Origin of the sequence: Streptomyces sp. WAC05374 (assembly GCF_004353505.1) — a bacterium.
Lineage (GTDB): Bacteria > Actinomycetota > Actinomycetes > Streptomycetales > Streptomycetaceae > Streptomyces.
On sequence record NZ_SMNQ01000024.1, the window covers coordinates 71,440 to 94,593 of the forward strand.

At 73.3% G+C, this 23,154-nt stretch carries 20 protein-coding genes and 1 pseudogene; 11 read left to right on the forward strand and 10 right to left on the reverse strand.

The genetic code is table 11. The features are described 5' to 3' along the window. Window positions 1-6 precede the first annotated feature (6 nt). From rplC to E2B92_RS29980, 3 genes are all read right to left on the reverse strand, one after another. Entirely contained in the window at window positions 7-651 is a 645-nt protein-coding gene (rplC, locus tag E2B92_RS29970; RefSeq protein ID WP_064070111.1) for a 50S ribosomal protein L3, read from the reverse strand. A gap of 13 nt (window positions 652-664) precedes the next feature. Continuing rightward, window positions 665-973, reverse strand: a complete 309-nt coding sequence (gene rpsJ / locus E2B92_RS29975) for a 30S ribosomal protein S10 (RefSeq protein WP_003948644.1) — start codon at window positions 971-973, stop codon at window positions 665-667. A 444-nt stretch (window positions 974-1,417) separates the two neighbouring features. Further along, window positions 1,418-2,338 carry a TetR/AcrR family transcriptional regulator C-terminal domain-containing protein gene (locus tag E2B92_RS29980; RefSeq protein WP_126886727.1) on the reverse strand — a complete coding sequence of 307 codons (921 nt, stop codon included), beginning with the start codon at window positions 2,336-2,338 and terminating at the stop codon, window positions 1,418-1,420. 196 nt (window positions 2,339-2,534) lie between these two features. Between E2B92_RS29980 and E2B92_RS29985 the strand changes: the two genes are divergently transcribed. Next, window positions 2,535-3,632: an FAD-dependent monooxygenase gene (locus E2B92_RS29985; RefSeq protein WP_126886726.1), complete on the forward strand. Its 1,098-nt coding sequence runs from the start codon at window positions 2,535-2,537 to the stop codon at window positions 3,630-3,632. Window positions 3,633-3,650: 18 nt separating this feature from the next. Beyond that, window positions 3,651-4,451: an RNA repair domain-containing protein gene (locus E2B92_RS29990; RefSeq protein WP_126886725.1), complete on the forward strand. Its 801-nt coding sequence runs from the start codon at window positions 3,651-3,653 to the stop codon at window positions 4,449-4,451. Between the two features lie 31 nt (window positions 4,452-4,482). Here the strand turns inward: E2B92_RS29990 and E2B92_RS29995 are convergent, their stop codons facing one another. Then, window positions 4,483-5,292, reverse strand: coding sequence for an AraC family transcriptional regulator (locus tag E2B92_RS29995; RefSeq protein WP_126886724.1), 810 nt, complete (start codon window positions 5,290-5,292; stop codon window positions 4,483-4,485). Window positions 5,293-5,341: 49 nt separating this feature from the next. Between E2B92_RS29995 and E2B92_RS30000 the strand changes: the two genes are divergently transcribed. After that, on the forward strand, window positions 5,342-5,773 hold the full coding sequence (locus E2B92_RS30000) for a DUF2000 domain-containing protein (protein WP_235024046.1): 432 nt from the start codon (window positions 5,342-5,344) through the stop codon (window positions 5,771-5,773). Here the strand turns inward: E2B92_RS30000 and E2B92_RS30005 are convergent. Both E2B92_RS30005 and E2B92_RS30010 read right to left on the reverse strand, forming a co-directional pair. After that, complete coding sequence (locus E2B92_RS30005; protein WP_133087767.1) at window positions 5,748-6,470, reverse strand: response regulator; 723 nt, start codon at window positions 6,468-6,470, stop codon at window positions 5,748-5,750. The genes E2B92_RS30000 and E2B92_RS30005 overlap by 26 nt on opposite strands. Next, the gene (locus E2B92_RS30010) at window positions 6,455-8,425 is read right to left on the reverse strand and encodes an ATP-binding protein (protein WP_126887990.1); all 1,971 of its coding nucleotides are present in this window, start codon (window positions 8,423-8,425) and stop codon (window positions 6,455-6,457) included. The genes E2B92_RS30005 and E2B92_RS30010 overlap by 16 nt, the downstream gene beginning before the upstream one ends. Before the next feature lie 105 nt (window positions 8,426-8,530). Between E2B92_RS30010 and E2B92_RS33890 the strand changes: the two genes are divergently transcribed. After that, a complete protein-coding gene (locus E2B92_RS33890; RefSeq protein WP_126887989.1) occupies window positions 8,531-9,712 on the forward strand; it encodes a type II CAAX endopeptidase family protein in 1,182 nt (393 codons plus the stop codon). A gap of 223 nt (window positions 9,713-9,935) precedes the next feature. Then, window positions 9,936-11,945 carry a PIG-L family deacetylase gene (locus E2B92_RS30020; RefSeq protein WP_126887991.1) on the forward strand — a complete coding sequence of 670 codons (2,010 nt, stop codon included), beginning with the start codon at window positions 9,936-9,938 and terminating at the stop codon, window positions 11,943-11,945. Between the two features lie 147 nt (window positions 11,946-12,092). On the opposite strand, the gene tuf is transcribed toward E2B92_RS30020, so the two are convergent. From tuf to rpsL, 4 genes are all read right to left on the reverse strand, one after another. Further along, entirely contained in the window at window positions 12,093-13,286 is a 1,194-nt protein-coding gene (gene tuf / locus E2B92_RS30025) for an elongation factor Tu (RefSeq protein WP_064069958.1), read from the reverse strand. A 150-nt stretch (window positions 13,287-13,436) separates the two neighbouring features. After that, entirely contained in the window at window positions 13,437-15,563 is a 2,127-nt protein-coding gene (gene fusA / locus E2B92_RS30030) for an elongation factor G (protein ID WP_126887988.1), read from the reverse strand. Window positions 15,564-15,601: 38 nt separating this feature from the next. After that, window positions 15,602-16,072, reverse strand: coding sequence for a 30S ribosomal protein S7 (gene rpsG, locus E2B92_RS30035; RefSeq protein ID WP_031076642.1), 471 nt, complete (start codon window positions 16,070-16,072; stop codon window positions 15,602-15,604). Window positions 16,073-16,074: 2 nt separating this feature from the next. Then, window positions 16,075-16,446: a 30S ribosomal protein S12 gene (rpsL, locus tag E2B92_RS30040; protein WP_003948652.1), complete on the reverse strand. Its 372-nt coding sequence runs from the start codon at window positions 16,444-16,446 to the stop codon at window positions 16,075-16,077. A gap of 363 nt (window positions 16,447-16,809) precedes the next feature. Between rpsL and E2B92_RS30045 the strand changes: the two genes are divergently transcribed. The 6 genes and pseudogenes from E2B92_RS30045 to E2B92_RS30070 form a co-directional block, all read left to right on the forward strand. Continuing rightward, a complete protein-coding gene (locus E2B92_RS30045) occupies window positions 16,810-17,592 on the forward strand; it encodes a Crp/Fnr family transcriptional regulator (protein WP_126887987.1) in 783 nt (260 codons plus the stop codon). Window positions 17,593-17,694: 102 nt separating this feature from the next. Further along, window positions 17,695-18,486, forward strand: a complete 792-nt coding sequence (locus E2B92_RS30050) for a collagen-like protein (protein ID WP_126887986.1) — start codon at window positions 17,695-17,697, stop codon at window positions 18,484-18,486. Then, the gene (locus tag E2B92_RS30055; RefSeq protein WP_126887985.1) at window positions 18,483-20,642 is read left to right on the forward strand and encodes a hypothetical protein; all 2,160 of its coding nucleotides are present in this window, start codon (window positions 18,483-18,485) and stop codon (window positions 20,640-20,642) included. Before E2B92_RS30050 ends, E2B92_RS30055 begins: the two co-directional genes overlap by 4 nt. A gap of 24 nt (window positions 20,643-20,666) precedes the next feature. Further along, window positions 20,667-22,286 (forward strand): hypothetical protein, encoded by a 1,620-nt coding sequence (locus tag E2B92_RS30060; RefSeq protein ID WP_200836990.1) that lies wholly within the window; start codon window positions 20,667-20,669, stop codon window positions 22,284-22,286. Next, complete coding sequence (locus E2B92_RS30065; RefSeq protein ID WP_133087768.1) at window positions 22,283-22,780, forward strand: Pycsar system effector family protein; 498 nt, start codon at window positions 22,283-22,285, stop codon at window positions 22,778-22,780. Before E2B92_RS30060 ends, E2B92_RS30065 begins: the two co-directional genes overlap by 4 nt. Before the next feature lie 35 nt (window positions 22,781-22,815). Next, a pseudogene (locus E2B92_RS30070) lies at window positions 22,816-23,154 on the forward strand (hypothetical protein); the annotation flags it as partial.

Sequence of the window (23,154 nt, forward strand, 5' to 3'; positions counted from 1 at the left end):
GTTACCTCAGGCCCCCTTGGCCGCGGTACGGACCAGGACGAGGCCGCCGTTCGGACCAGGAACCGCACCCTTGATCAGGAGCAGACCCTTCTCCGCGTCAACGGCGTGGACGGTCAGGTTCTGGGTGGTGACCCGCTCGTTGCCCATGCGGCCCGCCATGCGGAGGCCCTTGAACACACGGCCCGGGGTGGCGCAGCCACCGATGGAACCGGGCGAGCGGTGCTTGCGCTGGGTACCGTGTCCGGCGCCCAGGCCACGGAAGTTGTGGCGCTTCATGACACCGGCGAAGCCCTTGCCCTTGCTCTTGCCGGTGACGTCGACCTTGACGCCCGCCTCGAAGACCTCAGCGGTGATCTCCTGGCCGAGGGTGTACTCGGAGGCGTCAGCGGTGCGGATCTCCACCAGGTGGCGGCGCGGGGTGACGTCGGCCTTGGCGAAGTGACCCTTGAGGGGCTTGTTCACCTTGCGCGGGTCGATCTCGCCGAAGGCGATCTGGACCGACTCGTAGCCGTCAGTGTCGTTGCTGCGGACCTGGGTGACGACGCAGGGCCCGGCCTTGACGACGGTCACCGGGACAACCCGGTTGTTCTCGTCCCAGACCTGGGTCATGCCGAGCTTCTCGCCCAGGACGCCCTTAATGTTCTTAGCCATCTCGCGCGTCACCTCAGAGCTTGATCTCGATGTCGACGCCGGCCGGCAGGTCGAGGCGCATGAGCGAGTCAACCGTCTTCGGCGTGGGGTCGAGGATGTCGATGAGGCGCTTGTGCGTGCGCATCTCGAAGTGCTCGCGCGAGTCCTTGTACTTGTGCGGCGACTTGATGACGCAGTACACGTTCTTCTCAGTGGGCAGCGGCACCGGGCCCGCGACCGACGCACCAGTGCGCGTCACCGTCTCGACGATCTTCTTCGCCGAGGAGTCGATGACCTCGTGGTCGTAGGCCTTGAGCCGGATGCGGATCTTCTGTCCCGCCATGGCTACTCAGTAGTCCTGTCTCTCGTAACGCTCTGGAACCTGGTGGGCCGCGCCCGCCGGGCCTGACGGCCCTGACTGTGCAGCCCCTCCTCCGACCCACGCGGTCGGGCGTGTCGCATCCCCTCTACGCGGATCTCCCGAAGGATTTCCCAACCAAGGGGGTGCGGGCCCGAGGACCGCGAGACCGGGGGCGGAACACCCACCGGGTGCCTGGTCGGCGCCCCGCTGACACTTCCCGGAAGATTCCCGTACGTCCGCCCCTGATCAGGGGCGACGAGTACTGTGGGACTCGCTTCCGGTCCTCCCGGCGGGAGGCGCGCAGCATCGGCACTCAACCGAGCAACCCCGACAGTCTGCCATACGGGGCAGACGCGGCGCCAATCGAGCCGAAGAGATTACCCCACGCCAAGGCGAGATACGCGTCACCCCTCGATCGGATGCGCGTCACCCCTCGATCAAGCGGGCGATCCCGTCCAGCAGGGGCTCCAGACCGAAGTCGAACAGCGCGTCGAGGTCCAGGTCGTAGCCGTCCTCGAAGCCGGCGAGCGTACGGGCGAGGGCCGGGTGGCGCCCCGAGCCGACGATCTTCCGCATCGCCGCCTCCTGCCCGTCCATCCACTCGTCCTCGGTGAGCCCGGTCGCGGCCCTGGCGTGCGCCTCGCGCTCCAGGTTGACGGCGAGGCCCTGCACGTAGCTGTAGACCAGCAGGTGGATGTCGAAGCGCGTCTTCGCGTCGAGCCCGCAGCCCTCCAGGGCGGCGAGCGCCCATTCGGCGTGCGCCATCAGGTTCGGCAGGACGAGCGGGCGGGTGAGCGGCCCCACCTGGGCGACCCACGGGTGGCGGCGGCACACCTCCCACAGCCCGCGCGCGCCCGCCTCCAGGCGGGCCCGCCAGCCCTCCGGCGGCACGCCGGCGTGGGTGACCTCGCCGTACGCGGCGTCGACCATGAGCGCGACGAGCTCGTCCTTGCCGCCGACGTGGCGGTACGGGGCCATCGCGGCCACCCCGAGGCGGGCGGCCACACCGCGCATCGACAGGGCGGCGAGGCCCTCCGCGTCGGCGATCTCGATGGCGGCGCGTACGACCCGGGCCTGGGTGAGCTCCGGTTCGGCGGGCCGCCGGGGAGCCGGTGCCGTGGCGGGGGCCCCGGTTCCGGCGACCACGGTGCCGACGCGGGGGCGGGCCTCGACGGCGCCTTCGAGGCGCAGGGCGGTGAGTGCCTTGGTGGCGGTGGCGAGGGCGACGCCCCACTCCCGGGCGATCTGCCGGGTGGAGGGGACGCGGTCGCCGGGGCGGAGGTCCCCGTCGGCGATGCGCTGCCGGATCCGGCCGGCGATGCGGAGGTAGGGGGGCTGGTCGTCCATGGCCGCCTCGATTCTTTTCCGTCTTTTCTCGCCCGGGGATGCTCCTGTACTAGGGCAGAGCCTACCGGCGGCGATGGCGGGGAAAGCCCTGCTGACCTAGTACAGAGCGGTACAGAGCGTGGTTCTGAAGGGCTTGGCGAGGGTGTGTGTACGCCGTACATTCAGTCGCGTACACCGTCTCGAAGGGAGCTCGGCCATGCAGTCCGTCCTCATTTCCGGTGCCGGGATCGCCGGAGCGGCGCTCGCGCACCTGCTCTGCCGCAGAGGCTTCGCGCCCACCGTCGTCGAGCGCGCCCCGGGCCTCCGTGCGGGCGGCCAGGCGATCGACGTCCGGGGCGTCGCGCTGGACGTGCTCGACCGGATCGGTGTCCTCGGACAGGCGCGCGAGGTCCGTACCCGCGTCCGCGGCATGTCGGTCCTGGACGCGGACGGCACCGAGATCGACCGCTCCACCGAGTACGCGCTCAGCAGCGGCCGCCTCGACGGCGACGACATCGAGGTGCTGCGCGAGGACCTGGTGCGGCTGCTGTACGAGCGGACGCGCGAGGACGTCGCCTACGTGTTCGGCGACAGCGTCGGCGCGCTGACCGAGGACGCCGACGGGGTCGTGGTGGAGTTCGCGCACGCCCCGGCGCGCCGCTTCGACCTGGTCGTCGGCGCCGACGGGCTGCACTCGGCGGTGCGGAGGCTCGCCTTCGGCCCGGAGGAGCACTTCACCCGGCACCTGGGCAGTTACCTGTCGGTCTTCGGCGCCGCCAACTTCCTGGGCCTGGAGGACTGGCAGGTCTGGATGCGGGACGGGGACGCGGGGTTCGGCATCATGCCCGTACGGGACAACCGGGAGCTGCGGGTCGCCTTCGGCTTCGAGTCGGCGCCGCTGGAGCGGGGCACCGACCTGAAGGCGCTGGTCGTGGAGCGGCTCGCCGGGCTCCGCTGGGAGGGCGACCGGCTGGCGAAGGCCGCGCTGGAGGCGCCGGACTTCTACTGCGACGCCATGGCCCAGATCCACCTGGACCGCTGGTCCCGGGGGCGTGCGGTCCTGATCGGCGACGCCGGCCACTGCCCCTCGCCCCTCTCCGGGCAGGGCACCAGCCTCGCCCTGGTGGGCGCGTACGTCCTGGCCGACGCGCTCGCGGCGGCGGCCGGCGACCACGCGGCGGCCTTCGCCGCGTACGAGTCCCGCATGCGCCCCTTCGTCACCGTGAACCAGGCGCTGGCCACGGAGAACCCGGGCGGTCCGGCGTCGGAGGAGTCCGTCGCCCGGGCGAAGAACGCGATCGCGCTGGACGGCTGACCGGGCCACAGTGGGGACGTGCGCACCAGCGAGGAGATCTACCACCGGGTCCTGTGGGACGCGCGGTTCGATCCCGAACGGTTCGTGATCGGCGTCCGGCTGCGCGAGGGCGCGCCCGGGCGGGTGCCGCTGGCCGACTTCGTACCGGGCGGCGACATCCCGTGGCACCGGGTGCTGTTCTTCGAGGCGGACGGGGAGGTGGTCTGGGACCGGACCACGGGCGTGGACCGCCTCGACGCCACCGGCGCCGGACGGGTGGACGCCCTGGACGCGCCGCCCACGGCCCGCACGGCGGTGGCCTGGCTCCCGCCCGACGCGCTCTGGCCGGCGGTCCAGGCCATCCGCCGGGACCACGACCCGCAGATCCACCGCTGGCCGCCGCACGTGAACCTGCTCTTCGGCTTCGTGCCCGAGGAGGACTTCGGCCGCGCCGCCCCCCTGCTGGCCTCGGCGGCCGCCCAGGTGGAGCCCTTCGAGGCCCGGCTCGCCGGCGTCCGCACGTTCCGCCACCGGCACGGCGCCACCGTGTGGCTGGACCCTGCCGCGGCCGGCGCCCGTCCGTGGGCCGGCCTGCGGCAGGCCCTGGAGCGGCGCTTCCCGTCCTGCCGGGGGCACCGCGAGGGCTTCACCCCGCACCTGAGCCTGGGCCGCACCCGCCACCCCCGGGAGGTCGCCGCCGAGTGCGCCGAGCGGCTGGGCGCCTGGGGCCCCCTGATGGCACGGGTGACGGAGGTGGCCGTGCTGTCACGGCGGGCCGAGGAGCCCATGCGGGTCCGGATGCGGGTCGCCCTGGGCACGGGCGAGGTGCGGTGGGGGTGAGCCACCGGGCAGGCGCCCCGGCCCTGGTGCGTCACCGCCCGTGCGCCCCGGCCGTGCGGGCGTAGCGCCCGGGGGTGCTGCCCACGACGCGCTTGAAGTGGCGGGCGAGGTGCGACTGGTCGTGGAAGCCGGCCGCGGCCGCCACCTGGGCGGGGGCCTGCCCGTCGAGCAGCAGCCGCCGGGCGCGGTCGACCCGGCGGGCCGTCAGGTACTGGTGGGGGGCGATGCCGAAGGCGGCGCTGAACGCCCGTACCAGGTGGGCGGGGTGGGCGTGCACCACCTTCGCCGCCTCCTCCAGGGTCAGCCCCTGGAGCAGCCGTTCGTCGAGCAGTTCCCTCAGGCGGTGCGCCACGCCCCGGTCGGCCCTGGGCGGCCGGACGGCGAGCCGGGGCCGCAGGTGGTCGCGGAGGCGTTCGCGGATCAGGGCGAGGCGGCTCTCCGCCTCCAGTTCGTCGCCCCGGTGCGCCAGGGCGGTGTGCAACTGCCCGACGCGGCGCCTCAGTACGGGGTCGACCAGGTCGGGACCGTCCACGGCGGGGCCGACGAAGCTCTCGTCGAGCTGGGCCGCGTCGAGGTAGAGCACCCGCTTGCGGAACCCCCGCGCGGTGGCCGGTGCGCCGTTGTGCGGCACCTGCGGCGGCAGCAGGGACACCGTGCCGGACGGGGTGCCCCGCTCCCGGCGGTCCAGGTCGTAGCGGACGGCGCCGTCGTCGACGACCAGCAGCGTCCAGGAGTCGTGGACGTGCATCGGGTACGCGTGCTCCGTGAAGCGGGCGTGGAAGACCTCCACCACGCCCGGCACGTCCGGGCGCCACGCGGAGACCTCCTCGCGGACCACCATGCAAAGAACGTACAAGACCGTCCGGCGCGGCGGTCGGCACGCTCGGGGCATGACCACCGCGATGACGCCCGTGCGTCCCGACACCAAGATCGCCGTCCTGCTCCGCCACGACCTGGAGCCCTGGCAGCGGCTGAACGTGACCGCGTTCCTCGTCAGCGGCCTCGGCACCGAGCTGCCCGAGGTCGTCGGCGAACCGTACGCCGACGCCGACGGCACCCCGTACCTGCCGATGTTCCGCCAGCCCGTCCTGGTGTTCGAGGGGACGAAGGAGATGCTGACCGCCGCCCACGGACGCGCCCTGTCCCGCTCGCTCCCCCGGTCGGTGTTCACCTCCGACCTCTTCGCCACGGGCAATGACCACGACAACCGGGCGGCGGTGCGCGCCGTGCCCACGGACCGGCTCGACCTGGTCGGCCTCGCGGTGTACGGGCCGCGCAACGCGGTCGACAAGGTGCTCAAGGGCACCCGGATGCACCCCTAGGCGGCCGGTCGGCGCGCCCATGGCCCTCCACGGACGGGGGCGCTGCCCGGGGACGGGCCAGGCCGGTGTCGTAGGCGAGGATCGTGGCCTGGACCCGGTCGCGCAGGCCCAGCTTGCCGAGCACCGCGTTGACGTGGGACTTCACCGTGCCCGTCGTCACGCCCAGCGTGTCGGCGATCTCCGCGTTGGTGAGGCCCGCCGCCACCAGGGCGAGCACCTCCCGCTCGCGCGGGGTCAGCGCCCGCAGGGGCTCGGGGTCCGGGGCGGGCGGGGCCGTGTGCGCGAAGGCGTCGATGAGGCGGCGGGTGACGGCGGGGGCGAGCATGGCGTCGCCCGCCGCCACGATCCGTATGCCGGCGAGCAGTTCCTCCGGCTGGGCGTCCTTGAGCAGGAAGCCGGACGCGCCCGCGCGGAGCGCCTCGTGGACGTAGGCGTCCTGGTCGAAGGTCGTCAGCACCAGGACGCGGGGCGCGCCGCCCCGGGACGTGAGCAGGCGGGTGGCGGTCAGGCCGTCGATGCCGGGCATGCGGATGTCCATCAGCACGACGTCCGGCGCCACCTGCCCGGCCAGCTCGACGGCGCGGGCGCCGTCGTCGGCCTCGGCCACGACGTCCAGATCGGGTTCGGCGTCGATGATGGCCACGAATCCGGCGCGGATCATGGCCTGGTCGTCGACGACCATCACTCGGACGGTGATGGGGACACCTCCTCACGCAGTGCGGCCAGGAGGTCGCGCATCGCGGCCAGCCCGGCCCTGGCCTGTTCGGCGACGCCGTCGAGGTCGCCCTTCTCGGCACGGGCGACCAGCCGGCCCGCGTGGCCCAGCACCGGACCGCGCAGCTCCGCGGCGATGCGCTGCCTCTCCCGGTACGCCTCGATCACCGCCGCCCGGACGGCCGCCGCGAGCGCGCCGTCGTCGCGGCCCAGGGCCTCCTCGCGGCGTGCCCGTACGAAGACGCCCAGGCCCCACACCGCGGCCGCCGGGAGCAGGAGCAACGCCCCGAGGACGTAGGCCAGGAACACCACGAACGCCCCGCCGTCCCCCTCGGCCGCGGCCGTCCCGTCGAAGAGCGCCATGACGGCGGCCGTGACGCTCCAGCCACCCGCGACGACCGCGATGGCGGGGAAGGTGACCCGTGCGGGCCCGGCGAAGGACGCCACCGCGTGCAGGGCGACGCACTCCGTGACGCCGCCTCCCACGACCAGGGCCCAGGCCACCCCGGCGGGCAGGACGCCCGTCGCCAGGGCGGCGGGGGCGACCAGGCCGGCGGCCAGCCCCACCACGAGCACCGCCCAGGGCGCGCGCCTGCGCCACAGCAGCGGGAGCGCGTGCGCCAGCGCGGGCAGGCAGGCGTGGGCGATCAGGGCGGGGCGTTCGGCGAGGACGGCGAGGACCGGTACGGCGGCCACGGCGAGGACGAGGGCCACGTCCGGCAGCCCGGGCGGCACCGGCCGTGCGGCGCCCTGGCGGCGGGCCGCCGCGGCGGTACGGGGGAGGCGGGCGCGTACGCACCAGCCCGGCCGGTCCGCACGGGGGCCCGCCTCCAGCGTGCCGCCCAGCGCGGCGGCGCGTTCCCGCATCCCGGCGGTGCCCCGGCCGGAGCCCAGCCGCCGGGCGGCCACCAGGGTGCCGCCCGCGCCCCCGGTGCCGCCGGCACCGCCCACGCCGTCGGTGCCGTCGTCCCGCACGGTGACGTCCAGGGTTCCCTCGCGGTCCGCGACGGTGACGTCGACGGCGGCGCCCGGCGCGTACCGCAGCGCGTTGGTGAGCGCCTCGCGCACGATGCCGAAGGCCGCCTCGGCCACCGGGCCCGTCAGGGGCGCGGCGGCCGGGGCGATGTCCAGGCTCACGCGCTGCCCCAGGCGGACGAAGCCGGCGGCGAGTTCGGCGACGCGCCGCTCCAGGCCGCTGCCCTCGTCCGCCGCCGGGGCCTGCATCGCCGCCACCAGCCGGTGCAGCGCCGCCACGGTCTCGCGGCCGCTGTCGGCGGCCAACCGGAGGGCTTCGGCGGCCAGTTCGGGCCTGCGGTCGGCGAGCCGGCGGGCGGCGTCCGCGGCGACCACCACGGAGGTGAGGTGGTGGGCGCTGACGTCGTGCAGCTCACGGGCGAGCCGGTGCCGTTCGGTGACGGCGGCCGTGGACCGCAGGGCCTCGGCCCGCGCGACCTCCTCGGCGGCGGCGCGGCGGGCGGCGAGCCAGCGGCGCCGGCTGTGGCCGAGGCCGACGACGGCGGCGTGGATCGCACCGGTGACCAGCGTCTCGCCCACGATGTCGGCCCGCAGGTCGAACACGGCGACCGAGCGGAGCGCCACCGAGCCGGTCAGGGCGACGGCGACCAGGACGGCGGTCCTGCCCGGGCACCGCACCGCGACCGAGTACAGGGCGATCGCGTCGGCCAGGACGTACAGCACCCAGATCTCGTCCGGGGCCAGGGCCCCGGCGACCAGCGCGGCCTCGGTGGCGAGCGCGGCGGCGACGGGGAAACGGCGGCGTACGCCCAGGGCCACGGTGACCGCCACGGTGACCGCGAGGACGACGGCGAGCCGCCGCGCCTCGACCGGATCGCCGCTCAGCAGCGGATGGCCCGGCCACACGGCGAGCTGCTGCGCCGCGACCAGCACGGGCAGCAGCCAGTTCCGTATGAGCTCCATGATGGCGCTGATGATACGGAGACGTGCGCTCTCTATCCCGGGTTGGAGGGGCCGATCGTGCCGGGGGCCGACGCCGGCGCACCGGCGGGCCGGAATGCTGGGGGCATGACGATCTTCTCCGCCGGCCGGCCCGGCGCGGTTCCGCACGCGTGGGCACAGCCCGTCCCCCTGCCCTACCACCGGCTCGCGCACACGACCGGACGGCACCGCTGGTGGCGGCCTCTGGCGGGGACGGGCCTGGTGGTCGGCGGTGCCGTCGTGGCGATGCTGGTGCTGCTCATCGGCTCCGAGGTGGCGGGGTACGCCCTCGACCGCCCGCTGGACGGTGACGAGTTGCGGAGCTGGGGCGACATCGGCGACACCGCGCTGGGGCTGCTGTCCATAGCCCTGATCACCCCGGTGCTGCTGCTGGCCGCGCACTGGGTGCAGCGGCGCCCGCCGGGGACCCTGTCGTCGGTGGCCGGGAAGCTGCGGTGGCGGTGGCTCGGGATGTGTCTGGCGGCGGCCCTCCCGCTGGTCGCCGCGTCGATGGCGGTGTCCCTGCTGCTGCCCGAGACGGCGGCCGGGGGCACGGCGGACGTGGAGTGGGCGGGGTGGTCCTCCTTCCTGGCGGGGCTCGCGATGGTGTGCGCCCTGGTGCCGTTCCAGGCGGCGGCGGAGGAGTACGCGTTCCGTGGCTGGCTGCTCCAGGCGGTGGGCGCCTGGTGCCGGTCCGCGTGGGTGGCCGTCGTGCCGCAGGCGCTGCTGTTCGCGGCGGCCCATGGGTGGGGGACGCCGTGGGGCTTCGCCGACCTGGTGGTGTTCGGGCTGGTGGCGGGGTGGCTGACGGTACGGACGGGGGGAATCGAGGCGGCGGTCGCGCTGCACGTCCTGAACAACCTGGTGGCGTTCGGTGTCGCGGCGGCGATCGCCGGGGGCCTGGCCTCCGAGGAGACGGCCGCCGACATGGGCTGGATGGCGATGGCCGTCGACGTCCCGATGCTCCTGCTCTACGCGGCCGCCGTCCTGTGGCTCGCCCGCCGGCGCCGGCTGAACCCGCTCGGCGCACCCGCCGACGCACGGCCCGCGCCCGGTGCGCCCGGGCCGACGTGGCCGGACCCGCTCGGCGCACCCGCCGGCGCACGGCCCGCGCCCGGGCCGACGTGGCCGGACCCGCTCGGCGCACGGCCCGAGACCGGTACGCCGGGACCGACGTGGCCGGACCCGCTCGGCGCACCCCCCGGCGCACGGCCCGCGCCCGGCACGCCGGGACCGACGTGGCCGGGCGCTGAACACCGGGCGACCTGAGGGCAAGCAACCCCGGGGGCGTGTTTCCCGTCTGAATGATCGCGGCGCGGTGACCGTACGCGGGGACGTACGGGCGAGGCACCGCGGGGGACGTACGCGGGACGGTTGTGCGGGCGGGGGAGAGCGGGACGTGGACCACATACGGGGGGCAGGGCCGCGCCCTGCCGTTTTCCGGGCGGGCGTGACGGTACGGCGGCGGGGCGTGCTCGCCTCCGCCGCGGCCATGGCGGTGGCGGGGCTCGCCGGGTGTTCGGTGCCCGCGCCCAGGCGCACCGGACCCACCGCGGACCCCGCACCGGGGATGCCGATCAGCAGCTCGGGGCGGGCCCAGCTCATGCAGATCGCGGCGCACCCGGACGACGACCTGTACTTCATGAACCCGGACAGCCAGCGGATGATCGACGCGGGCGTCCCGCTGGTCTCCGTCTACGTCACCGCCGGCGAGCACGACGGCAGGAACCACATACCCGGCCGCCGGGACGTCCCCGCCGACAAGGCCGCCTACTCCTCCGCGCGTCACCAGGGCCTGCGCCAGGCGTACGCGACGATGCTGGGACTGGACGCGTTCACTCCCTGGCAGAAGGGCGTGATGACCCTCCGGGGCGACCGCCGCGCCGAGATCAACACCCTCACCCACGGCAACCGCCGCGTCGAGCTGGTCTTCCTCAACCTCGCCATGCACGCCCCGCGCCGCTGGATGGCCCTGCCGAGCCTGTGGAAGGACCGCGCGCTCGGGCTGAGGACCGTGGTGGCCGACGACTCCCCCGTACGCAGGGCCGACACCTACGACTACGACGCGCTCGTCGACGTCCTCGTCGGGCTCATGGAGCGCTACCGGCCCACCGTGATCCACACGCTGGACCCCGACCCGGACATCCAGCACAGCGACGAGCGGACCCGGAAGAAGGACTCCGAGCAGCCCGGCTACTCGGACCACGCCGACCACACCGCCGTCGCGTCCTTCTCCTGGGCCGCCATGGTCCGCTGGGTGGCCGACGCGACGACGGACGGCGGCGCGATACCCGCGTTCGTGACCACGTCCTTCCGCGGGTACTACAACCGGCACTGGCCCAAGAACCTCCCGGGCCCGGTCCTTGCGGAGAAGGCCGCGCACCTCGTCCCCTACGGCGGCGACCCGTCCTGGGACTGCGGCAACAGCGGCGGCTGCGGCGACTACAACGTGGGCGGGGTCCGTCCTCTGACCAACAAGAAGGGCTGGGTGAGGGCCACCCACCACCGCCACCCGTCGCCGGGGCCGTTCGTGGCCGCCGAGCCGGACGGGCGGCTCGCCGTGTACGGGGTGCTGGGCCTGCGCGCGGTGCGCTGGCGCGAGACGGCACCCGGCAGCGGGCAGTGGGGCGAGCCGGGAGACCTGGGCGGCGGGCCGCTGGCGCCGGGGCTCGGCGGGGTCACCCTCGAGGACGGCCGGCACCTGCTGTTCGGGCTGCGGTTCGCGGCGATCGGCGGGCACGGCGGGCCGAACAGGCGCGAGGTCGTGCTGCTGGAGCAGCGGCAGGCGGGCGGGCCGTTCCTCGCCTGGACCGGGCTGGGCAATCCGGAGCACGGCGACGACCGGGGGCGCCGGCTGGGCGTCCCGGTGGCGGTGGCGGCGCCCGACGGCCGGGTCCACCTCTTCGTGCGCAACGCGGACAAGGGCGTGAGCGGCCGGGTCCGGGAGGCGGACGGCTCGTGGGGGCCCTGGCGGGATCTGGGCGGGGCCGAGGTACAGGACGGGCTGTCGGCCGCAGTGGACGCCACCGGGCGCGTCCACCTGTTCGCGGCGGGCCGCGACACCGTCCACCACTGGGCGCAGGACGCCCCGGGCGGCCCGGTCGCCTTCCGGGCCGGCACCGCCCTGCCGGTGGCGGGCGACCCGGTGGCGGTCACCGCCACACCCGACGCCGGGCCGGTGCTCCTGTACCGCGCGCCCGCCCGCGCGGAGCTGACGGCGGTACGTCTCGACGGCACCCCGCTGCCCGGGGTGCCCCTGGACGGCTACGGCCGGGTCGCCGCGGCGGCCACGCCCGCCGGCCCGGTCCTCCTCGGCACGGACCTGCGCGGCCGCCTCGTGGTCCGCACCCCGGAGGGACGCCAGGTCACGCGTACACAGGGGGCGGTGCCATGGGGGCCGGCAGTCCTCCACGTGAGCCGGGAGCGCGGGACCCTCGCCCTGGGGATGGGCGCGGACGCCCGCCCGTGGTCGTGGGCTCCCGAGCCGCGTACGGAAGGCTGACCCGACGCGTCCCCCGCGTCCGAGGGGCGGGCCGCGAGGGGACACCCGCCTGGCGACACCACACGCGGACACACGCGAAGGGCCCCGCACCTCACGGTGCGGGGCCCTTCTTGCAGCTCGGTGTGGAGCTACCAGGTCAGACCAGAATTACTTCGTGATCTTGGTGACCTGGCCGGCGCCGACGGTCCGGCCACCCTCACGGATGGCGAACTTCAGGCCCTCCTCCATGGCGACCGGCTGGATGAGCTGGACGGACATGGTGGTGTTGTCGCCCGGCATGACCATCTCGGTGCCCTCGGGGAGGGTCACGACGCCGGTCACGTCCGTGGTACGGAAGTAGAACTGCGGGCGGTAGTTGTTGAAGAACGGCGTGTGGCGGCCACCCTCGTCCTTGGACAGGATGTAGGCCTGCGCCTCGAACTCGGTGTGCGGGGTGACCGAGCCCGGCTTGATGATGCACTGGCCGCGCTCGACGTCCTCGCGCTTGATGCCACGGAGGAGCAGACCGACGTTCTCACCGGCCTGGCCCTCGTCGAGCAGCTTGCGGAACATCTCGATGCCGGTGACCGTGGTGGTGGTCTTCTCGGTCTTGATGCCGATGATGTCGACGGTCTCGTTGACCTTGAGGACACCACGCTCGATACGGCCGGTGACGACCGTACCGCGACCGGTGATCGTGAAGACGTCCTCGATCGGCATCAGGAACGGCTTGTCGACGTCACGCTCGGGCTGCGGGATGGACTCGTCGACGGCGGCCATCAGGTTCAGGACCGACTGGCCCCACTCCTTGTCGCCCTCGAGCGCCTTGAGCGCCGAGACCTTGACGACCGGAACGTCGTCGCCCGGGAACTCGTACTCGGTGAGCAGCTCACGAACCTCGAGCTCGACGAGCTCCAGGATCTCCTCGTCGTCCACCATGTCGGCCTTGTTCAGGGCGACGACGATGTACGGAACGCCGACCTGGCGGGCCAGGAGCACGTGCTCCTTGGTCTGCGGCATCGGGCCGTCGGTGGCGGCGACCACGAGGATGGCGCCGTCCATCTGGGCAGCACCGGTGATCATGTTCTTGATGTAGTCCGCGTGACCGGGGCAGTCGACGTGGGCGTAGTGACGCGACTCGGTCTGGTACTCGACGTGCGCGATGGAGATGGTGATACCGCGCTGGCGCTCCTCAGGAGCCTTGTCGATCTGGTCGAACGCCGAGGCCTCGTTCAGGTCCGGGAACGCGTCGTGCAGCACCTTGGTAATGGCGGCCGTGAGGGTCGTCTTACCGTGGTCAATGTGACCGATGGTGCCGATGTTGACGTGCGGCTTAGTCCGCTCGAACTTCGCCTTCGCCACTGGGGTCCTCCTGAGAGTGGTTCTGGTACGCCTTACTCATCGGCGCCAGGTGATCTTTGCTGGGTGGCCACCCGCCGGGGCACCTGCCTCGGGTTGCGGGGCAGAAGCCCCGGCGGATGGTGTCAAGCCTAAAGCGTGAAACCGGGAGAGTTACTCGCCCTTGGCCTTCGCGATGATCTCCTCGGCGACGTTCCGCGGAACCTCGGCGTAGGAGTCGAACTGCATCGAGTAGCTTGCGCGACCCGAGGTCTTGCTGCGGAGGTCGCCGACGTAGCCGAACATCTCCGAGAGCGGCACCAGGCCCTTGACGACCCGGGCGCCAGCCCGCTCCTCCATGGCCTGGATCTGGCCACGGCGGGAGTTGATGTCACCGATGACGTCGCCCATGTAGTCCTCGGGCGTGGTGACCTCGACGGCCATCATCGGCTCGAGGAGCACCGGGGACGCCTTGCGCGCGGCCTCCTTGAAGGCCTGCGAACCGGCGATCTTGAAGGCGAGCTCGGAGGAGTCGACCTCGTGGTAGGCACCGTCGAGAAGCGTGACGCGGACGCCCGTCATCTCGTAGCCCGCGAGGATGCCGAACTGCATGGCCTCCTGGCAGCCGGCGTCCACCGAAGGGATGTACTCCTTCGGGATACGGCCACCGGTGACCTTGTTCACGAACTCGTACGAGGCGTCGCCGCCCTCGATCGGCTCGACCGCGATCTGCACCTTGGCGAACTGACCGGTACCACCGGTCTGCTTCTTGTGGGTGTAGTCCACGCGCTCGACGGCCTTGCGGATCGTCTCGCGGTACGCGACCTGCGGCTTGCCGACGTTGGCCTCGACCTTGAACTCGCGCTTCATGCGGTCGACGAGCACCTCGAGGTGAAGCTCGCCCATACCGCCGATGACGGTCTGGCCGGTCTCCTCGTTGGTGTGGACCTGGAAGGAGGGGTCCTCCTCCGCGAGACGCTGGATGGCGACACCCAGCTTCTCCTGGTCACCCTTGGACTTGGGCTCGATCGCGACCTCGATGACCGGCGCCGGGAAGTCCATGGACTCCAGGATCACCGGGTTCTTCTCGTCGCACAGCGTCTCACCGGTCGTGGTCTGCTTCAGACCCATGACGGCGATGATGTCGCCGGCGCCCACCGACTCGATCTCCTCACGCTTGTTCGCGTGCATGCGGTAGATCTTGCCGATGCGCTCCTTCTTGCCCTTGACCGAGTTCAGCACCGAGGTGCCGGACTCCAGGCGACCGGAGTAGATCCGGACGAAGGTGAGCTTGCCGAGGTGCGGGTCGCTCATGATCTTGAACGCCAGCGCGGACAGCGGCTCGTCGTCGGACGGCTTGCGCTTGACGACCGTCTCCGCGTCCTTGACGTCCTGGCCCTCGATGGCCTCGATGTCGACGGGCGACGGCAGGTAGCGCACGACCGCGTCGAGCAGGGGCTGGACGCCCTTGTTCTTGAACGCGGTGCCACAGAACACCGGGGTGACCGTGGTGCCCTTGCCCTTGCCGGAGGCGATGGTGATACGACGGATCGCGGCGTAGAGCTGCTCCTCGGAAGGCTCCTGACCCTCCAGGTACAGCTCCATGATCTCTTCGTCGTTCTCGGCCACGGCCTCGAGCAGCTTGCCGCGGTACTCCTCGGCAGCCTCGGTGTGGGTGTCCGGGATGTCGACGACGTCGTACATCTCGCCCTTGGCGGCCTCGGCGGACCAGACCAGGGCCTTCATGCGGACCAGGTCGATGACGCCCTTGAAGTCCGCCTCGGCACCGATCGGGAGCTGCATGACGATCGGCTGCGCGCCCAGGCGGTCGCTGATCATGTCGACACAGCGGTGGAACTCGGCGCCGGTGCGGTCGAGCTTGTTGACGAAGCAGATACGCGGAACGCCGTAGCGGTCCGCCTGACGCCACACGGTCTCGGACTGCGGCTCAACGCCGGCGACGCCGTCGAACACCGTCACGGCACCGTCGAGCACGCGGAGCGAACGCTCCACCTCGACGGTGAAGTCGACGTGGCCCGGGGTGTCGATGATGTTGATGGTGTGGTCAACGTCTTCCAGCGGCCAGTGGCAGGTCGTCGCGGCAGACGTGATCGTGATGCCGCGCTCCTGCTCCTGCTCCATCCAGTCCATCGTGGCAGCGCCGTCGTGGACTTCACCGATCTTGTACGAGACACCGGTGTAGAACAGGATCCGCTCGGTGGTGGTCGTCTTGCCCGCGTCGATGTGGGCCATGATCCCGATGTTGCGGACCTTGGCCAGGTCAAGCGAAGTGGTAGCCATAAGGCTTCAGTCTTCTCTCGGTCTCGATGTGGGTGCGACTACCAGCGGTAGTGCGCGAAGGCCTTGTTGGACTCGGCCATCTTGTGCGTGTCCTCACGCTTCTTGACCGAAGCACCGAGGCCGTTGGAGGCGTCCAGGAGCTCGTTCATGAGGCGCTCGGTCATGGTCTTCTCGCGACGGGCGCGGGAGTAACCCACGAGCCAGCGGAGCGCGAGCGTGGAGGCGCGACCGGGCTTGACCTCGATCGGCACCTGGTAGGTGGCGCCACCGACGCGGCGGGACTTGACCTCGAGAGACGGCTTGACGTTCTCGAGGGCGCGCTTCAGCGTGATGACCGGGTCGTTGCCGGTCTTCTCGCGGAGGCCTTCCATGGCGCCGTAGACGATCCGCTCGGCGGTGGAGCGCTTGCCGTTCAGCAGGATCTTGTTGATGAGCGAGGTCACCAGAGGAGAACCGTAGACCGGGTCGATGATGACCGGGCGCTTCGGGGCGGGGCCCTTACGAGGCATTCTTACTTCTCCTTCTTGGCGCCGTAGCGGCTGCGGGCCTGCTTGCGGTTCTTGACACCCTGGGTGTCGAGCGAGCCGCGGATGATCTTGTAACGAACACCCGGCAGGTCCTTCACACGGCCACCACGCACGAGCACGATGGAGTGCTCCTGCAGGTTGTGTCCCTCACCCGGGATGTAAGCCGTGACCTCGATCCCGCTGGTCAGACGCACACGCGCGACCTTGCGGAGGGCCGAGTTCGGCTTCTTCGGGGTGGTCGTGAACACACGCGTGCAGACGCCGCGGCGCTGAGGGGAACCCTCGAGTGCGGGCGTCTTGTTCTTCTCGACCTTGTCCTGCCGGCCCTTACGGACCAGCTGCTGGATCGTAGGCACTACTTCTCCGGTTTCTGTGTGCCGTGTAGTAAAGCTAACCTGGAACGTCGCCGACCCACGCGGTCGGGTGTGTCGAATACTGCGATCTCCCGCCGTGAGGCGGAAAACGAGCGCAGATTGCGGTGGCCGATGCTCGACTCGCCGTGCGGTTGAGGACACGCACAGGAGCCCAGGCACACCCCAGGCACAAGGTCTGAGCGTACCTACCGCACGGACTTCGGTCAAAACAAATGCGAACGGCACCGACACGCCGGATTCGATCATCACGGATACGGCCGTTCGTGGCTCGATCCGGCCATTCGGCCCCCCGCGGAGCCGTGCGTTCAGTACGTTGATCGGTCCGCTCGACGAATCGGGGGACCCATGACGGCGGCGAACTTATCCGGCGGAGGCGGCGGCCGGACCCACGACGCGCCCCAGGACGCGGGCCCCGGCACGGGCCTCGGCACCGGGGGCGGCGGCCTGGACGACCGGGTGCCGTTCCTGGCACGGCTGGAGAAGGAGGACCGGCAGGCCCTGCTGGCGCTCGGGCGCGAGCTCCGCTTCGCCCCCCGCATGGTCCTGCTGCACCAGCACGAGCCCTCGTCCCACGTCCTGTTCCTGCTGCACGGCTGGACCAAGGTCACCGCCTCCGCCGCCAACGGGTACGAGGCCCTCCTCGCCCTGCGCGGGCCGGGCGACATCGTCGGGGAGTCCGCCGCGCTGACCGGCCGCCCCCGCTCGGCGACGGTGACCGCGCTGGAGCCCGTCCGGGCGGTCGCGGTGGAGCACGAGCGGTTCACCGGCTTCCTGGGCCGCTCCCCCGCCGTCTCCTTCGCCCTGCTCGGGCTCACCTCCGACCGCACGCGCGCCGCCGACCGCCGACGGCTCCAGTTCGCGTCGATGAGCGTGCGCGAGCGGTTCGCGGCGCTGCTGCTGGACCTGGCGCGGATGCACGGCCGGCGCACCGAGGACGGCATCGAGGTCGCCGTCCCGCTGAGCAAGCAGGAGCTGGCCGGGTCGGTGGGGGCGTCGCGGGAGATGGTGCAGCGGCTGCTGAAGGAGCTGCGGACCCGGCAGGCGGTGTCGACCGGGCGCCGCACCCTGCTGATCACCCGCCCCGACGTGCTGCGGCGCATCGCCCGCGCCGAGCGCCCCGACGACTGACTCTGTGCACACGGTCACACTTCGAGTGGGTCATCGTTCCTCACCGCACCCCCGCCCCGTTCGCCACTCTGCTGCTGCTCCCCTCCCAGCGGAAAGGCGACCATGACCGACCCCGTGAGCCGGACGATCCTCCTGCTCGACATCGAGAAGTACAGCGACCGGGACGACGTCGAGCAGGCGTACCTGCGCCGGATGCTCTACGGCATCAGCGACAGCGCGCTGGAGAGCGCGGGCATCGACGAAACCCTCCGGCTGCGCGCCGACCGCGGCGACTCCGTGATGGAGCTGATCGACGCCAACGCCTCCGTCACGGCGCTGCTGCGCGCCCTGCTCACCGAGGTGCCGGTCCAGCTCCGCGCCGTGAACCGGATGGCGTCCAGCTCCGCCCAGATCCGGCTGCGCGCGGTCCTCGCCACGGGGTACGTGGCGGTCGACGCGCTCGACGGCTGGGTCGGCTCGGACCTGAACCACGCCTGCCGCCTGCTGGACGCCGAGCTGCTGCGCGCGGCCCTGCGGGAGCGCGCGAACGACTTCGCGCTGTGCGTCTCGGAGGGCGTGCACGCCGGGATCGTGCGGCACGGGCACCCGGGCATCCCGGCCGAGGACTTCCACCCCATCACGGTGACCAGCAAGAACGGCCCCCTGCGGGCCTGGCTGCACGGCCCGGTGCCGGGACAGGCCGGCGACGCCGGCCGCGCCGCGGCACCGGGACGGGACGGCCACCCCGGGACGGCTCCGGTGCCGGGCGGATCGGGGGACCGCCCGGCGCCGGGGCCCGCGTACGACTTCCGGGGCGCGGACGTCCGCATCGACGGCGGGTTCGTCGGAGGCAGCCACCACGGCATCAGCGGCGGCACCTTCAACGGCGACGTGCGCATCGGCGGTGACACGTGAGCGCCCAGGACCCGGGGGCGGGCCCGGCGGCACCCGAGCCGGAGAAGCCGGCCGGCCCGGCCCCCGCTGCCGACGGGGCCGGGGAGGGCACCGGGGAAACCCCGCCCGAGGAGCAGGACCAGCGGCAGAACGCCTGGTCGGCGCGGCGCGACCTGGAGAACCACAGCCCCTGGAGCGTCGCCGGCGGTGTGGTCGGGGCGGACCACCACGGCATCAGCGGCGGCCACTTCACCGGCAGCGTCCACCTGGGCAGCAAGACCGAGATCGTCTACCAGTTCGGCGGCGGGGCGGCGGCCCACTCCTCCGGCGAGGTGCCGGCCCCGACGCTGGAACGGCTCGCCGCCCGGTTCGTCACCGGCGCGGACGGCGCCTTCGACGCGCTGGCCGAGCGGCTGCGCGCCGAACGGGTGCTGGTGCTCTCGGGCGCCCGGTTCACCGGCCGCCGCACCGCCGCCCTGATGCTGCTGCACCGCGTGGGCGCCGTGCCGGTGCGCGTCCTGGACCGTGCCACCGGCCCCGGTGAGCTCGCCGGGCGGGTCGAGGCGGGCGGCCACCTGCTGTGCGACCCGCTCACCCGGCGCGACCGGCCGCTGCGGGAGGCGCACCTGCTGGCCGCCCGGGACCGGCTGGCGGAGAAGGACGCGTACCTGGTGGTCACCGTGGGGCCCACGGCCGCCCTGGAGGACGTCGCGCCCGCCGCCTGGCGGCCGCCCGCCCCGGCCGCCGTGCTGGAGGCGCACCTGCGTGCGGAGACGGACGGTGACGAGGCGACCGTACGCAAGCTGCTGGCCCTGCCCGCCGTGGGTGACTTCCTCGGCCGCCGCCACCAGCTCCGGGAGGCCGCCCGGTACGCGGCAGTGCTCGCGCGGTACGCGGCCGGGGAGGTGGAGGAGCGGCGGATCGAGCGGTTCTCGCTGGACGCGCTGGAAGGCCAGGTCCAGGAGTGGTTCGAGCAGGACGAGGAGGCCCTGCACCTGCGCGACAAGGCGTTCCTGGTCGCGCTGGCCGCCTTCGACGGAAGTCCGTACGCGCTGACGGCCGAGCTGAGCGACCTGCTGTACGCCTTCCTCCAGAAGACCGACGACCCCTCACGGCCCGCCGGGGTCCCGGTCTTCGGCACGCACATCGGCAAGCGCCTCCAGCTCGCCCGGGCGGAGCTGTACCCGGACGTGGAGCAGACCGAGTGGGGCCCGGTCGAGCAGCTCAAGGCACGGTACGAGGACGACCGCGCCGCGCGGGTGCTGCTGCGCGAGGTGTGGACGGGCCACCCGTCCGCCCGGCCCGCCCTGATCGCCTGGCTGCAGCGGCTCGCGGGCGACGGCCGCCCCCTGGTGCGTACGCGCGCGGCCGCCACGGCCGCCGTGCTGGCGTACACCGACCTGCCCTCCGCGATGGCCCTGGTCATCGAGGCCTGGGCGACCTCCGGACGCTTCCGGCACCGCCTGGTCGCCGTCAACGCGCTCACCCTCGCGCATCTGCTCGGTACGCCGAACGTGCCGCGCATCCTCGACGCCTGGTGCGAGAGCGAGGACCGGCGGCTGCGCTGGGTGGCCATCCGCACGCACGGCCTGATCGGCCCGGGGCGGCCCGCTGAGGCCCTGGCCGCACTGCGGGCGGCTGCCCGGCACCAGTACGGCCGGGAGGACCCCGACGAGCCGCTGACGGCCGAGCTCGCCGAGTCGGTGGAGCTGCTGCTGCTCTCCCCCGCCGGTGACCGGGTCCTGTCGGAGCTGATCCGCACCATGTACGACGACCGGGCCGTCCTGGAGCTCGCCGTCCGGGGCTTCGTCAGGGCCTGCCGCCACACCGAGGACGACGAGCGGTACGGCCGGCCCCTGGTCCTGCACTGGTACGCGCGGGCCGCCACCGGCCACCACCCGGCCGCCCACCACATCGCCACCCTCTGGCGCACCGCCCTCGGCGACCGCGCCCACACCGACGACGCGCGCGACGTACTGCACCACTGGGTCCTGGCGGCCGAGCGCGACCGGACCGTCGAGTGGGAGCTCGCGGCGCTGCTGCCCGCGCTGGTCACCACGACCTCCGAACACCAGCGGCTGGACCACCTGCTGCGGACCAAGCCCGGCGAGGACGGGGCTCCCCCGCCGCCCGTCGCGGACCGCCTGCTCACCGTCCTGCCGCGCCCGCCCCACTGACACACCGCGAGGAGTAACGTCCCCATGCCCGACTTCCGCCGACCGTTCGAGTGGGTGCAGGACGCCGACCGGCACACCCAGTTGTCCGACCCGGTGCTCACCGTGCGGCAGCTCTCCCGGTTCGACTTCGCCCGCAAGTCGCTGACCCGCATCGACCACGCCCTCGTCTTCGCCACGCCCAAGGGCTCGTACGACGCCTACCTGCCGCCGCGCCGGCCGTCGCGCTCGGAGGCGGCGGCCAAGCGGTACACCGCGGTGTACGAGGTCGACATGGGCGTCCACCCGGTGCGGGCGGAGATCAGGCTGCCCAGCGACAACGACGCCTTCGAGTTCGGGGTCGTGGCCGAGGTGTCCTGGCAGGTCGCCGACCCGGCGCGGTTCGTGGAGAGCGGCCACCGGGACGTGCCCCGGCTGCTGCTCGGCGAGCTGGAGCAGGCGGCCCGGCCGGTGGCCCGCCGGTTCCCCATCGCCGAGAGCGCCGCCGCCGAGCGGGAGCTGCTGGAGGCCGTGACCGCGCTGGGCCCGCTGGGCGCCTCGGCCGGGCTGACGGCGACCTGGACGGTGCGGCTGCGGCGCGACCAGGAGAACATCGACCACCAGTTGCGGCTCCAGGCCATCGACCACGCGGCGACGGAGCAGATCCACACCGAGCGGCGGGGCATGGAGTACGACGTCGCCCTGGACCGCCGCAGCAGGCAGCAGGACGCCCTCCAGGTGGGCCGCGCCCTTGAGTACGGACAGCAGCAGCAGGAGCTGGTGCTCCAGCAGCAGGCGTGGCACCACGAGCGGGCCGTGCTGGAGGCGCGGCAGGCGGTCGAGATGCAGCAGATCGAGGCGCAGAAGATCGCGTTCTACCAGTGGCACCTCCAGCAGGGCGGCGTCCACGCCTGGGCCCTGCACCTGGCGCAGCACCCGGAGGACTCCCGGCTGGTCATGGAGAGCATGCGCGAGGACCAACTGCGGCTCATCCAGGCCCAGATGAACCTGGTGGGCCAGTTGCTGGGCAGCGACGGCGCGGAGAACTACGAACTGGAGGGCCCCAAGCAGCTCGCGCTGCGGGCGGTCAGCGACATCCTGAACCAGCGCCTCCCGGGCGTCGCCCAGGACGCCGCCCCACCGCTCCCGCCCGGCCCGGCGTACCCGTCACCCGAACCGCCCACGGCGGCGCCCCCGACCCATGCGGCACCCCCGGGGCCGCCGGCCCATGCGGTACCTCCGGAACCACCGCCTGCCCACCCGGCGGCGCCCCTCCCCCACCAGCCCCCGCCGGCCCAGCCGACGCCCCAGGCCCACCCCGCACCGTCGGCCCACCCGGTGGCATCCGCGCCTCACCAGGCCCCGACGGCCCACCCCGCGCCCCCGGCCCACCCGGCGGCGCCCCCGATGAGCGCCCCACCGTTCCCCGGTGGGCCGGCCCCGGCCGCCACGCCGTTCCCCACCCAGCCACCGCCCGCACCGGGCACCTTCAACGGCTGGCAGCCGCCGCCCGGCTACGGCAGCGCTCCGACGATGCCGGCCCCGTCGGCCCCGTCGGCCCCATCGGCCCCGCCGGTCGCGGCAGCCCCGGGCAACCCCCCGGCGCCCGCCACCCCCGCCGGTCCGGCGGACGAGGAAGGACCCGTCCGGGAAGCCGGTGCCCCATGACCGGCACCGCCCCGGAGGCCGCCGCCCGGCTGCTCGCCGATCTGCGCTCGGAGATCGCCCGGGCCGACCACAAGGCGTCCGTGCTGGTCGCCGCCCTGGGCATGACCGCCGGTGTGGTCAGCGGCCTGCTCGCCGGGCGCGGCTGGAACCCCAGCACGCTGTCCGCACCGGGGGCGCTGGTCTGGTGGGCCGGCACGGCCGCACTCGCCCTGGCCCTCCTGGCCCTGCTCATGGCCATCGTGCCGCGGTACGGCGGGGCCGACTGGGAGCCGGGACAGCCCCTTTCGTACTTCGGTGACATCCAGCAGGCCGCACAGCGGGGCCTGCTGGCGGAGGCGCTCGCCGAGACCGAGCGCGCCGGCGCCGCCCCGCTCATCGCGGCGCTGACCGAGAACAGCCGCATCGCCGCTCGTAAGCACCAGTGGATACGCACCGGTGTGCTCGCGTTCTCGGCGGGCGCGGTCCTGCTCCCCGCGTCCCTGCTCGTCGGCTGACGTCCCCACACCGCGAAGGATCTCGAAGGACCACCATGTCGCAGCCACAGGAACCGCCCTACCCGGGCTCCCCGCCCCCGCACCCCGACTCCGCCGCGCCGACCGCGCCCGCGTACCCCGAGCCGCCGCAGCCCCCGCCGGCCGCCGCCCCGCAGTACCCCGGCACCCCGCCGGCCGCGGCCCCGCAGTACCCCGGCACCCCACCGGCCGCCGCCCCGCAGTACCCCGGCACCCCGCCGCCGACGTACCCCACCGCCGCGGCGCCCCCACCCGCGTACCCCTCGCAGCCCCAGGCGCCCATCCCGCCGCAACAAGCACAGCCCCCATACCCCCACCCCGCGCACCCCGCGCAGTACCCCCAACCCCCGCAGTAC

What these genes read in the sequence shown, in the direction of transcription:
- rplC (WP_064070111.1), bottom strand. Translation starts at nt 651, where the DNA reads ATGGCTAAGAACATTAAGGGCGTCCTGGGCGAGAAGCTCGGCATGACC.
- rpsJ (WP_003948644.1), bottom strand. Translation starts at nt 973, where the DNA reads ATGGCGGGACAGAAGATCCGCATCCGGCTCAAGGCCTACGACCACGAG.
- E2B92_RS29980 (WP_126886727.1), bottom strand. Translation starts at nt 2,338, where the DNA reads ATGGACGACCAGCCCCCCTACCTCCGCATCGCCGGCCGGATCCGGCAG.
- E2B92_RS29985 (WP_126886726.1), top strand. Translation starts at nt 2,535, where the DNA reads ATGCAGTCCGTCCTCATTTCCGGTGCCGGGATCGCCGGAGCGGCGCTC.
- E2B92_RS29995 (WP_126886724.1), bottom strand. Translation starts at nt 5,292, where the DNA reads ATGGTGGTCCGCGAGGAGGTCTCCGCGTGGCGCCCGGACGTGCCGGGC.
- E2B92_RS30000 (WP_235024046.1), top strand. Translation starts at nt 5,342, where the DNA reads ATGACCACCGCGATGACGCCCGTGCGTCCCGACACCAAGATCGCCGTC.
- E2B92_RS30010 (WP_126887990.1), bottom strand. Translation starts at nt 8,425, where the DNA reads ATGGAGCTCATACGGAACTGGCTGCTGCCCGTGCTGGTCGCGGCGCAG.
- E2B92_RS33890 (WP_126887989.1), top strand. Translation starts at nt 8,531, where the DNA reads ATGACGATCTTCTCCGCCGGCCGGCCCGGCGCGGTTCCGCACGCGTGG.
- E2B92_RS30020 (WP_126887991.1), top strand. Translation starts at nt 9,936, where the DNA reads ATGGCGGTGGCGGGGCTCGCCGGGTGTTCGGTGCCCGCGCCCAGGCGC.
- fusA (WP_126887988.1), bottom strand. Translation starts at nt 15,563, where the DNA reads ATGGCTACCACTTCGCTTGACCTGGCCAAGGTCCGCAACATCGGGATC.
- rpsG (WP_031076642.1), bottom strand. Translation starts at nt 16,072, where the DNA reads ATGCCTCGTAAGGGCCCCGCCCCGAAGCGCCCGGTCATCATCGACCCG.
- E2B92_RS30045 (WP_126887987.1), top strand. Translation starts at nt 16,810, where the DNA reads ATGACGGCGGCGAACTTATCCGGCGGAGGCGGCGGCCGGACCCACGAC.
- E2B92_RS30050 (WP_126887986.1), top strand. Translation starts at nt 17,695, where the DNA reads ATGACCGACCCCGTGAGCCGGACGATCCTCCTGCTCGACATCGAGAAG.
- E2B92_RS30060 (WP_200836990.1), top strand. Translation starts at nt 20,667, where the DNA reads ATGCCCGACTTCCGCCGACCGTTCGAGTGGGTGCAGGACGCCGACCGG.
- E2B92_RS30065 (WP_133087768.1), top strand. Translation starts at nt 22,283, where the DNA reads ATGACCGGCACCGCCCCGGAGGCCGCCGCCCGGCTGCTCGCCGATCTG.